Origin of the sequence: Janthinobacterium sp. 35 (assembly GCF_002754575.1) — a bacterium.
GTDB lineage: Bacteria > Pseudomonadota > Gammaproteobacteria > Burkholderiales > Burkholderiaceae_D > Janthinobacterium > Janthinobacterium tructae.
Map to the genome: position 1 here is coordinate 5,148,847 of NZ_PEFN01000001.1, position 12,121 is coordinate 5,160,967.

At 63.4% G+C, this 12,121-nt stretch carries 7 protein-coding genes and 1 riboswitch; of the genes, 2 read left to right on the top strand and 5 right to left on the bottom strand.

The window, feature by feature from the left end; translation table 11 throughout:
• Nucleotides 1–6: 6 nt before the first annotated feature.
• From CLU93_RS22900 to CLU93_RS22920, 5 genes are all read right to left on the bottom strand, one after another.
• Entirely contained in the window at nt 7–750 is a 744-nt protein-coding gene (locus tag CLU93_RS22900; protein WP_099763452.1) for an RES family NAD+ phosphorylase, read from the bottom strand.
• A 2-nt stretch (nt 751–752) separates the two neighbouring features.
• Entirely contained in the window at nt 753–1,190 is a 438-nt protein-coding gene (locus tag CLU93_RS22905; RefSeq protein ID WP_071076812.1) for an MbcA/ParS/Xre antitoxin family protein, read from the bottom strand.
• A gap of 134 nt (nt 1,191–1,324) precedes the next feature.
• Nucleotides 1,325–3,946 carry a S53 family peptidase gene (locus CLU93_RS22910; protein WP_099763453.1) on the bottom strand — a complete coding sequence of 874 codons (2,622 nt, stop codon included), beginning with the start codon at nt 3,944–3,946 and terminating at the stop codon, nt 1,325–1,327.
• Between the two features lie 83 nt (nt 3,947–4,029).
• Nucleotides 4,030–4,116, bottom strand: a riboswitch (cyclic di-GMP riboswitch).
• A gap of 586 nt (nt 4,117–4,702) precedes the next feature.
• Nucleotides 4,703–6,403: a single-stranded-DNA-specific exonuclease RecJ gene (gene recJ / locus CLU93_RS22915; RefSeq protein ID WP_099763454.1), complete on the bottom strand. Its 1,701-nt coding sequence runs from the start codon at nt 6,401–6,403 to the stop codon at nt 4,703–4,705.
• Complete coding sequence (locus CLU93_RS22920; protein ID WP_257225060.1) at nt 6,400–7,452, bottom strand: hypothetical protein; 1,053 nt, start codon at nt 7,450–7,452, stop codon at nt 6,400–6,402. The genes recJ and CLU93_RS22920 overlap by 4 nt, the downstream gene beginning before the upstream one ends.
• A 386-nt stretch (nt 7,453–7,838) precedes the next feature.
• On the opposite strand from CLU93_RS22920, the gene CLU93_RS22925 reads away from it, so the two are divergent.
• The gene (locus CLU93_RS22925; protein ID WP_099763456.1) at nt 7,839–11,351 is read left to right on the top strand and encodes an SdrD B-like domain-containing protein; all 3,513 of its coding nucleotides are present in this window, start codon (nt 7,839–7,841) and stop codon (nt 11,349–11,351) included.
• A 66-nt stretch (nt 11,352–11,417) separates the two neighbouring features.
• Complete coding sequence (locus CLU93_RS22930; protein ID WP_099763457.1) at nt 11,418–12,083, top strand: thioester domain-containing protein; 666 nt, start codon at nt 11,418–11,420, stop codon at nt 12,081–12,083.
• The last annotated feature ends 38 nt before the right edge of the window (nt 12,084–12,121 follow it).

Here is a 12,121-nt window from a genome sequence, read left to right on the forward strand (position 1 = left end):
GAAATATCAATGTTCGGTGAGTCGGGTGCCGTTGCGCGCGCTTGGCTGGCCTTGCAGGGCTTCCACGCGCGGCGTCGGCGTACCCTGCCATGTTAACCGATAGGCGCCACCTTTGCGAACATTGCCTACCAGGGCAGGGCGGAAGCAGGCCAGGTTGGTGCCGCTGGCGTGCCGCACGCTGGGGAAGATCACGCCCATGGAACCGGCTTCGAGCAGGATGGCGGCCAGGTCTTGCGAGGCGATGTAGCTGGCCGGATCGAGGCAAGCCTGGTAGCGCTGCTGGCTGCGCAAGTCGTGGAAGCTGGCGGAAAAGTCGGCCAGCAGCGACTGGTAGCTGACGCTGTCGTCGAAATAGTCGATTTCCTGGTATTCCACGGTTTTATGGAAAATGATCTCGGCCAGCGCCGTTTCCATGTCGAAGGCGCAATACCAGGCGCCCCGCTCGCCATCGTTGAAACGCGCCCCTTCCGGGCGGGCGTAGGTGTAGGCGGCGTTGATGATGCGAAAGTTTGGTACGCCAAAAACCAGCTCGTCCACGCCAATTCCTGGCGCGCCGCCATACTCGGCCACCAGGCGCGCGTTGGTCGCGTTATCGAGTTCGAACAATTCGCGCAGGTGATCGTCGTCCTCGGCCAGGGGCGCCAGCACCGAGTCTTCCATGTCGGCGAAGCGCGACGGAATCAGGCGGCAAGTGTCGATCTGGCGCAAGGCGGCCAGCGGCGGCAGGTGGTCATGGGCGGTGGCGGGCAAGATTACAGTCCTCCGCGGCGCGCGTCGAGCAGCTTGCGCACCGTCTGCATGGCCAGCAAGCCGCCGGCCAGCATCTGTGACAGCGGTGTGCGGCCACCGAAGATGGGATTCTTGTTGGGCAAACTCACCCATTCGTCGGCCAGCTTGTCGCCGTACAGGATGTGCAAGGCCTTGTAGATGCCCAGCAAATAGGAAATGCGCGTGATGCGGTCCACTTCCAGCACGCGGTCCGGGTGCTTTTTCCACTCGTACCAGGCGCTGCTGGACAGACCGCCCAGCAGTTCGCGCGCATCGTCGTCGCGCAGTTTCCAGGCGGCGGCCAGCTTGAAAAACCCTTTCAATGCCGCCTGCGACAATCGCTCGCGCTCGGCTTTGGCATTCAGGTCGACGAGCACGGCCGGCTCGAAGCGGCTCTTGGGGTAGGCGTAGGCGAGATTCATGGCACTCCTTCAACAAAGCTCTGTTTATGGACTATTTATACTCCTTTTCAGGATTCGTTGCAAGGCCCACGCACATGAAAAAGGGCGCAGCATGACAGGTGTCCCGCTGCGCCCCGTCGGCAAGCCGTGCTGGCTTATTTTGCCGTGACGTTGACCGGCACGTTCAGTTGCGCCGTCAAGCCGTTATTGTCCAGCGCCACCACCTTCAGCGTATAGCTGCCGGCCACCGGTTGCGGCCAGGTGGCCGTGATGGTCAGGCCGCTCATGGAAAACTGCATGCCCAGCGGCGCGCCGTCGATCGAGATCCGCAGCGAGGTCGCCCCTGGCGCCGTCAGCACGATGCTGCCGCTCATGGCCTTGCCGGCCACGCCCTTCATGGCGGCGGCCGTGATGGTGGGGCCGGCGGCGGCGATTTTCACCGTCGTCACGGCCTGGCCCGACAGGCCGGTCTTGCTGTCTTTGGCGATGATGGTCACGCTATACGTGCCCAGCACGGGTTTGGCCCAGCTGACGACGCCGGCCGCACTGATGGCCATGCCGGCTGGCGCGCCCGACAGCGTGTACGTGACGGGGTTGGGCGCCACCACCGTGCTGGCGAACGACAGCGCCACGCCGGGCTTGCCAGTCACGCTGGCCGCCGTGACCACGGGCGGCAGCGGGGCGGCGATGGCCACCGTGTAGATGCCTTTGCCGCTCAAGCCGGTCTTGCTGTCCTTGGCCGTGACGGTGACGGCATACTTGCCCGCCAGCGGCGCCGCCCAGCTCACCAGGCCCGCGCTGCTGATGCTCATGCCGGCTGGCGCGCCGGCGAGCGTATAGCTGACGGGGTTCGGCGCGGTGACGCTGACAGTGAAGGCCAGTGCCGTGCCGACCTTGCCCGTGACGGCGCCGGCGGCGACGACAGGCGCCGGTTGCGGCGCGATGACGATCTTGTACACGGCTTGGCCGGTCAGGCCGCTGACGGTATTGCGCGCCACCATGGTCACGGCATAGCTGCCGGCCACGGGCGCGGTCCAGTTGACCACGCCCGTGGCGGCGATGCTCATGCCGGCCGGCGCGCCCAGCATGGAAAAGCTGAGGGGATTGGCGGCGCTGGCCGATACCGTAAACGAGAGCGGCTTGCCGACCATGCCGCTGATGCTGGCCCCCGTCACCACGGGCGCGACCGGGGCGGCGGGCATGCCCGACAGGCTGGCCAGCAGGCTTTTCACGTTGGGCGTGCCCAGGCCGGCCAGCGGGTCATAGCCGACCCTGGCGGTGCAGACGCTGCAGGTGCCGTTGCTGCCGCGCGTGATGTCGGCAAAGCTGCTGGCAAAGGTGCCGGGCACGGTGGCGATCTGGCCGTACAGCGTAGTATGCGCCAAGCCCAGCGCCGTCTTCGCTTGCAGCGCGCGGCTGGCGTTGGCGATGGCGATCAGGCCGGCCCACTGTGGCGTGGACAGGCTGGTGCCGCCGATGCTGAGCCAGCTGGCGGTGCTGCTGCCCTGTGCCATCACGGCCGTGTACTGGCCAGTGGCGGGATCGGCATTGAAGGCCACGTCGGCTACATTGCGGCGCAGCAAGCCCGTCATGCCCGGTACGTTGCTGGCGCTCTGGTAGGAGGGCAGTGCCGTATAGGCGCTGATGCCGCCGCCAGTGCCCGACCAGGCCGCTTCGCTGCGCGTGCCCGTGCCACTGTAGCTGAGCGTGGTGCCGCCTACGGCCAGCACGTTCGGTGACACGGACGGCCAGGACACGCTGCTGCCCGAGTCGCCTGTGGCGGCCAGATACGTCATGTTCTTACCCGTGAAGGCGCTGTCGACGGACGCCGTCCAGTTGCCTTCGACGGCGCCAAAGCTCATCGATACGACGCCAGGCCCCATCAGGTTGGCCAGGCGCACGGCGCCCAGCAGGCTGTTGACCGAGGCGTCGGGCGCCTCGATCAGCACGATGCGCGCCAGCGGCGCCGTGGCATGCGCCCACTGCACGTCGAGCGCGATTTCCATGGCCCAGCCCGAGTTATAGGCGGGCGCGGTGGCCGTCATGGTGCTCGATGGCGTGTTGTAGACAACAGAAAATTCACAGCCGCTGGTCGAGGCGGGCGGCAAGGGCAGGGTGGCATTCGTGGCGATGGCCTTGGTGGTGCAGGCGGGCAAGCCGAATTTCTGGTTGAAGATGGCCAGTTCGGCGGCCGCGTTCGGGTTGTGCATGGCGTCGACGATATAGATCGTTTGCCCCGCGCCCAGCTGGGCCGCCTGGGCCGGCGTCAGCGCCGTGCCCGCTGCCGGCAGCGCGGGCAGGTCGTAGGCGGCGCGGATTTGCGCGGGCGAGTAGGTCGCCATCACGCTGCTGCCGGCCATCGGCGCGGCGATGTCCGCCGCGCCGCCGTCCAGCAGCGGTGCGATGTTTTGCGCCGTTTGTTCCGCGGCGGCGATCTTTTGTGCCGTCAGGCGGCGCGTGGACATCTCCGCCATGGTGCCGGGTACCCGCTGCATGTGCGGGCGCCAGTGGGCCGAGCCGCTGCTGTTGCCGCTGTCGCGCCCGTCAGGTGCATCGAGCAGCATCGGGGCCGCATGGAACATCGGTTGCGCCACCAGCGCACCGACGGCGGCGGGGATGACGGGCACTTCGACAGTGAATTGGGTTGCCGCTGTGGCAATGGCGGCGGGCGGCGCCGAGGTCTCCTGTCCCGGGCCGCAAGCGCCCAGCAGGAGGGCGGCAGTGGCGCCCAGCAGCAAACGCCCTTGACGGGGATGCAGGGGGTTGAATTTTTTCATGGCGAAACTCTCCGAGTTGGCGAGGGCCACATCTCGACAATGCATCCTGGCATGGTGCCGCGCGCTGGCGGTCCCGGCCCTGCATTGGCAGCCCCGCTGCCGTGGCGCTTGCGCGCGGTAGGCCGGTGGCTTTGCGTCCCCGCCTTTCGACGGGTTTGCCCTCAGAATTGATCATGCATCGCGACAAACCTCCTGATGCGTTATCAATTCTAGCGAATTTGCCAAATAAGTGTTAACTATTTTCAATGAATATTTGTATTATTGAAATGAAGTGTGGCGAATTTACCTATTGCTGGAGACAATCTTGCCAGCCTGATTAAGCCTTATAGGCAAGGTTATCAGAGGGGTATCGATGCGTGACAGTGTTTTTTCACAGCAACGGCGCTTGTCTTTCTGCTGGTTTAATGAATTCCATGAATTTATCGAATATGCTGTTTCAAACATCCGTCTCGAACACCATGCCTGGATACGGCGCTGCGCGGCAGGCCGCGCACGGACAGCGTAAGGTGGTTCAGGCCGGTCAGCATGGTGCTGCTCTCAGGTGGGGTGGAGGCCGGTTCCAGCTTCCGCAGTGGTTTGATGCGACATTGTTCCAGGAAAGCATGAGACACAGCAATAAGACCACAAACGTCGCAACACCTGACAGTACCGTAGCGAGCGGAAGGGAGAGGCGGTCGAGAAGCGCAACCGTACTTCTAGTACGGTGAGCATCGCAGGCGGCCTATACCGACGCGCAGTAGGTACTGTCAGGTGTCACTACACAGGTTCGGCGTGCTCCACCATGAGTTGAACTTTGGTCGTGCCATTGTATTCATTCGCATCAAGCCGGAACGCCACCCGCGTGCGTTCGCCCAGCGCATCCGTATGGCCGAACCAGATGGCGTCGAAGCGCACGCCGTTCTTTTCCAGCAGCAGTTTCAAGTGGCGCTCTTTCAATATGCGCTGGCTGACGACGCGAAATTCATCGCAGAAGACGGGCGGGGCGAAGCCCTGGCCCCACACTTGCCCATCCATCAGCTCGATGAAGGCCGTCGTGTAGTAGGCGTCTTCCAGCGGGCCGTCCGTTTCCACGACTCTTTCCAGCTGTTGCTGGCTGAGCCAGGCCTGGCCCACGGCTTCGAAGGCCTGGGAAAACGCCTCGAAGGCGTCGGCGCGGATGGTCAGGCCCGCCGCCATGGCGTGGCCGCCGAACTTGTCGATCAGGCTGGGTGCCCGTTTCGACACCAGGTCGAGCGCGTCGCGCAAGTGGAAGCCGGGAATCGAGCGGCCCGAGCCCTTGATCCAGCCGTCGGCACCGGGTGCGAACGTGATGGTCGGCCGATAAAACTTTTCCTTCAGGCGCGAGGCGACGATGCCGATCACGCCTTGGTGCCAGGATGCATCGAAGACGCTGATGGTGCTGCTGTTGGCCGGCTCGAAAGCGTCGAGGTGCAGCAGGGCCGTATCTTGCATGTCCGCCTCGATTTCGCGGCGCTTCAGATTGATGTCGTTGAGTTGCTGCGCCAGCGCCCAGGCGCGGCCTTCGTCGTCCGTGATCAGGCATTCGATGCCCAGCGACATGTCTTGCAGGCGCCCGGCCGCATTCAGGCGCGGGCCCAGGGCAAAGCCCAGGTCGAATGGCGTGGCGCTGCGCGCTTCGCGTCCCGCGACGCGGAACAGGGCCGCCACGCCCGCGTGCATATTGCCCTTGCGCATGCGTTTGAGGCCTTGCGCGACGAGGATGCGGTTGTTGCTATCGAGGCGCACCACGTCGGCGACCGTGCCCAGCGCCACCAGGTCGAGCAGGTTGTCGAGCTTGGGCTGCGTTTGCGCATCGAATACACCGCGCCGGCGCAGTTCGGCCCGCAGGGCCAGTAGCACGTAGAACACCACGCCCACGCCGGCCAGGTTCTTGCTGGGAAAACCGCAGGCGGGCTGGTTCGGATTGACGATCACGGCCGCGTCGGGCAGGGTGTCGGCCGGCAAATGGTGGTCGGTGACGACCACCTGGATGCCGCGCCGGTTCGCTTCGGCCACGCCATCGATGCTGGCGATGCCGTTGTCGACGGTGATGATGATGTCGGGCGACTTTTCGCGGGCCGTCAGTTCGACGATTTCCGGCGTCAGGCCGTAGCCGTATTCAAAACGGTTGGGCACGATGAAATCGACGTCGGCGCCCATGGCGCGCAAGCCGCGGATGGCCACGGCGCAGGCGGTGGCGCCGTCGCAATCGTAGTCGGCCACGATGACCATGCGTTTCTTTGCGGCAATCGCGTCGGCCAGGAAGACGCCGGCCGCGCCGATGTGCAGCAAGCCGGACGGCGGCATCAGGGCTGCCAGTTCGCTCGACAGTTCTGCCGCGTCCGTCAAGCCGCGCGAAGCGTATAAACGGGCCAGCACGGGGTGGATGCCGCCCTGGCGCAGCAATTCGGATTCGCGGTAAGGGCAGGGACGGGTGGCGATGCGGGTGCGGGTCATGATGCTTTCAACTTGTTCAGGGTAATCGCGCGCCAGAATTTGCGCTGCGCATGCTTGCTGGTGGTGCAGCTTAGCCAGGCGTCGCGGTGACTCAGCACCAGGCGCAGCTGGCCCAGCCGGCCATCTTTGAGGGCCGCCAGCACGGGGGCGAACCAGTCCGTTTCCAGCGCTTGCAACTGTTGCAGCCACATGCCCCATTCCTGGGCCTGCGCCGCTTCGATCAGGCCGCCCAGCACGATGATCGCATCCTGTTGGCTTGCCAGCACACTGCTTGGACTGGCATCGCGCTGCGCCGGTTCCGCCAGTGCGGCCAGCCAGCCCGGTGCGTCGCTGGTATGCAGGCTGGCGGCGCAGCGCGCAGCTTCAGCGTTGGCTAGGCTGGCGCCCCAGATCCAGAAAGAATTGATGGCTTTCAAGCCCCGTTCCTCGCGCGCCGCGTTGACAGGGTGTTCATGCCACAGCATCTGCACTTCGTTTTGCAGGCGGCGCGCGGCGCGCGCGTGCTCGCCTTCCGGCATCCAGACGGACAGGTCTTGCGTGGTGGCGGCGTCCGGCGAGGCGCACTGCAAGTCGCTCCAGCCATCGGCGCGCATGAACCAGGTGCCCGCATCGCCATACGCCAGCGGTTGGCCGATCTCGTCGAAATACGGGGCTGCAATGTCGAACAGGGCGCGCCCGTCATCCTCGCTCAGCTTGAGCTGGCGCAAGTCTTCCAGGCTGATATGGCTGCGGGCAATGGCCAGGTGGGCCGGGTGCAGCAGGAAGTAGCGCGCGCCCGGTTCCGGCACGAGGCCGTAGCCGCGCATGGCCAGTGCGGCAAAGGCCGCCTGCGCCGCCTCGCCGTTGGGCGCGGGCGCCAGGCACAGCGCATGCGCCAGCCATGCTTCATGCGGCAGCAGGCGCTTGGCATTGTCAAAAGTTTCCAAATCGCAAGCGGAGGTGCGCGACAGCAGGGCCGCCAGCGCGGGCGCTTGCAAGACCTTGAGCAGGTCGGCAGCCAGTTCGGCATTGGGCAAGGCGAAGGGCAGGACGAGGGTAAGTTGATTCATCCCGAGATTGTAGGCGATTGTAGCCATGCCAGAGTAGGGGCAGATAATTTTCTCTGGGTAGTTTAAGTATCAAAAAAACATCAAGATTATATAAATTTAATTCTTTTTGATGGAAAACAATTTGCTTTTGAAAATATGGACGATATAATTGCGTCAACTTAAATATCAGAAAGATAATCACACCCCAGCTGTGTGGTTGCGTCGTCTGGCTCCTGTATCCCTCGAAACCGTATACAAGATGCTGCCGGCTTCATTTTTTAAACAAGTTTCTTTCTTGGAAGCCCACCCATGTATACATTCGCCGCTTTGCGCAGCCAGGCTGATCGCGCCCTGGCCTCTCACGTTGCCACTCCTGCCGCCACCGCTGCGCGTCGCCAGGAGGCCGCATGACGACCTACAATCTGTCGACCACGGTTCACGTGTGCGAAGACATCAACAAGAACTTTGATATCCGCGACTTGCTGATACAGGCCGGCTATACGGTGCAAGGCGAGCTGAACATCAAGAATTTCACCGTCCTGTTGCCGGATGATACGGAATCGACCAGCAACACGCCCCTGTTCGGCATGCTCGACGCGGACACCGTGTATGTGCGTCCCGGCGACTGGGCAGCCAACTACCACGGCAATTTCTCCACCATCCAGGTGACGATCGACAAGGGCAATGGCGATATCGTCCAGCTGGAACTGCAAGTGATCATCGATCCCGTCAACGACGCGCCTGATGCGGCCGACAAGACCTTCAACCTGGTCGATGGCGCCAGCGTCGTGCTCAGCGAAAGCGATTTCGGCTTCCACGACGACGTCGAGCACGACGGCTTCAAGTCCATCGTCATCACCAATACCACCACGGCAGGGCAAGTCTTGCTCAACGGCGTGGCCGTCGCGGTGGGCACGGAAGTCTCCATCGACGATATCCGCGCGGGCCACCTGGTCTTTGTGCCGAGCCAGACCGTGGCTGGCAATTTCGATCTGGGTTTCAAGGTGCGCGATGACGGCGGCACTGCCGGTTGCAACGCGCAAGACCTGAGCCTGGTGCCGCATTACCTGACCTTCAACGTACCGATGGCCCACCTGGGCGACTTCGTCTGGGAAGACAAGAACGCCAACGGCGTGCAGGATGCGGGCGAGGCGGGCATCGCCAATGTCGTGGTGCAATTGAAAGACGGCGCCGGCACGGTGGTGGCATCGGCCACCACCGATGCGAATGGCGGTTACCACTTCGATGTCAATCCCGGCACGTATTCCGTCACGGTTGTGACGCCGAATGGCTACACGGCGACAGCGGCCAACCAGGGTGGCGACGCGGCCAAGGATAGCAATATCGATGCGGCCGGTAACATGGCGCCCGTCACTCTGGCGCCGGGCGAGACCAATTCGAGCCTGGACGCGGGCCTGTACCGCGCCGCCGAGCTGGGCGACCGCGTCTGGTTCGATGCCAACAAGAACGGCGTGCAAGATGCGGGCGAAGCGGGCGTAGCCGGCGTGAAAGTGACCTTGCTCGATGCGTCGGGCAACGCCGTCGGCAGCCCGCTCGCCACGGATGCGAATGGCAATTATCTGTTCACGAATCTGAAGCCGGGCGCCTACAGCGTCCAGTTCGACAAGACCAGCTTGCCTGCCGGTTATGCCTTGACGGGCCAGGACCAGGGCGGCGATGAGCAGCGCGATTCCGACGCCAGCGCCATCGACGGCAAGACGGCGCAAGTGCTGCTCGCTTCCGGCGACAGCAACCATAGCCTGGATGCGGGCATCGTGGCCCTGCCGGCCTCGCTGGGCGACCGCGTCTGGCATGACGCCAACTTGAACGGCGTGCAGGATGCGGGCGAAGCGGGCATCAGCGGCGTCACGGTGCAGCTGAAAAATGCAGCCGGCAGCGTGATCGGCTCGACCGTCACGGATGCCACCGGCTATTACAATTTCAGCGTCGATGCCGGTACCTATTCCGTCGCCGTCGTCGCGCCGCCAGGCTATTTGAGCACGGTCAAGGATGCGGGCGGCAACGATACGCTCGACAGCGACATCAACGCGGCGGGCCAGAGCGCCCTGGTGACCGTTGCTGCCGGCCAGAACTACAAGGACCTCGATGCGGGCCTGTATAAAACCGCCAGCATTGGCGACCGCGTGTGGCTTGACGCCAACGGCAACGGTACGCAAGATGCAGGCGAAGCGGGTATGGGTGGCGTGAAAGTCAATCTGTACAACGCCGCGGGCGCCGTGGTGGCCAGCGCCACCACGGATGCCAGCGGTAATTATCTGTTCAGCAACCTGGTACCTGGTAACTACTTCCTGGGTTTCGTGCCACCCGCCGGCTACAATTTCACCAAGGCCGACGTGGGCGGCTACGCCACCGATTCGGATGTCAATCCGGCTACCGGCCTCACCACCACCTGGATCGCGCTGAAATCAGGTGATGTCCAGCTCGATTGGGATGCGGGCCTGGTCAAATGCGCGCCTGTTACCGGCAGCATCGGCAATCGCGTGTGGGAAGACAATAATTACAACGGCGTGCAGGAGGCGGGCGAACTGGGCGTGGCGGGGGTGAAAGTCAACCTGCTCAATGCCAGCAACCAGATCATTGCCACGACAACGACGAATGGCAGCGGCAATTATCTGTTCGACAATCTCGTCGCCGGCAGCTACAAGGTGGCAGTCGTGCGTCCGTCGGGTTTCTATTACACCAAGGCCAACCTGGGCAGCGATACGGCCGATTCCGACGTCGATACGAGCACGGGCCGTTCCGGCCTGATCAACCTGGCTGCCGGCCAGAACGACATGAGCTGGGATGCGGGCATCTACCGCAAGGCCAGCCTGGGCGACAAGGTGTGGCGCGACGCCGACCATGACGGCGTGCAGGATAGCAATGAGGCGGGCATCGCCAACATCAAGGTGCAACTGTTTTCGGGCAGTGGCGCATTGCTCGCTACCACCTACACCAACTCGAATGGCAACTACAAGTTTGCCGACCTCGATCCGGGCAGCTACTCGCTCAAGTTCGATAAGTCGGGCGTGTATCACGCCGGCTACGCCATGAACAGCTGGAAGTGGGGCGCGAAGAACGTGGGCACGAACGACAACATCGATTCCGACGTCAACAGCAATGGCTCGTATGCCAATGTGATCTACACGGATATCCTGAAACTGGCCTCGGGCCAGAACGACATGAGCTGGGATGCCGCCATCACGCCGATCGTGATCGACCTGAACGGCGACGGCGTGCATACCATCGCCCGCGCCGATTTCCACGGCAGCTTCGACTTGCTGGGCACGGGCAGCGCCATCCAGTCGGGCTGGGTCTCGGCCCATGACGGCTTGCTGGCCATCGACAGCAATGGCAATGGCAAGATCGACAACATCTCCGAACTGTTTGGCGGCAACGAGAAGGGCACGGGCTTTGCCAAGCTGTCCAGCTATGACTCGAACGGCGACGGCGTGGTCGACGCGAAAGATGACAAGTTTGCTGAACTGCGCATCTGGCGCGACGCCAACAGCAATGGCGCGACGGACGATGGCGAACTGATGTCGCTGCACGACGCCGGCGTCGCCAGCCTGACGGTGTCCTACACGGCACTGCCTTTCCTCGACGCCAACGACAACCTGCACCTCGAGCGCAGCAGCGCCACCCTGGCCAATGGCAAGACGGTCGACATGACGGACGTGTATTTCAATGTCGATGCCAAGGATGCGGCCAAGGCCGGCGTATCGCTGCCAAGCATGGCCGACCTGCTGCGCGACGACCATGCGCTCGACACGGCGCTGGGCCAGGATGCGAGCGTCGCCACGGTGGCTGCGGCCCCGGCTGCTCCCGCTGTCGACGCCCAGGCGCATTGCGAGATGGCGGAAGTGTTGCGCCGCGCCATGGCACACACCACTGCACAGCCCCAGGAAATGGCTGCCTGATGTCTCTTGCCGGGCCGTCATCCTGCCCGGCGCTCTCCACATTTGATAAATAATAGGGAATACACCATGAAACAATCCATGCACCTGATCGTCCGCGCCGCCATCACAGCCGCTGTTTTCACCGTCGCCAGCGGCAGCGCCCTGGCCGCGTCCAATCTGCAAGTGATCGACTCGCATAGCGTCAGCGTGTTTACGGCCAGCGGCGGCGCTTTCGGCGCCGGCAGCAGCATTTCCCCGACCTTGTGGCAAGTCAAGTACGACAGCAATACCTTCCTGGCGTTTTGCCTCGATCCCCATGTCGGGCTGAGCAACGTCTCGAACAACTACAGCAGTGGCGTATTTGCCGCCAGCGACGCCGTCAAGCGCCTGTACGAGGGCTATTACGCCTCGTCCATCGCGAATGTGTCGACCAGCGCCAACAGTGCCGCCGCCTTCCAGCTGGCCCTGTGGGAATTGAATAATGACAACAGCAATCTGTCGACGGGCGAGCTGCGCTTCAGGAGCTTGAGCAATGTCGTCGTCAGCGAAGCGAACGCCATGCTGGTCACGGCGACGGGCACTGGCAGCGTCAAGAACCTGTACAGCTACACCAGCCTGAGCAGCGTCAACCCCGCTTCGCAAACCCTGCTGAGCGTGTCGCCCGTGCCGGAAGCGCAAACCTGGGCCATGCTGGTAGCGGGCCTGGGCTTGCTGGGCTTCATGGCGCGCCGCCGCAAAGCCGGTCAATTCTGAAGCAGTAGTCGTTAGCCAGATGTAACTGCTGCGGCGCG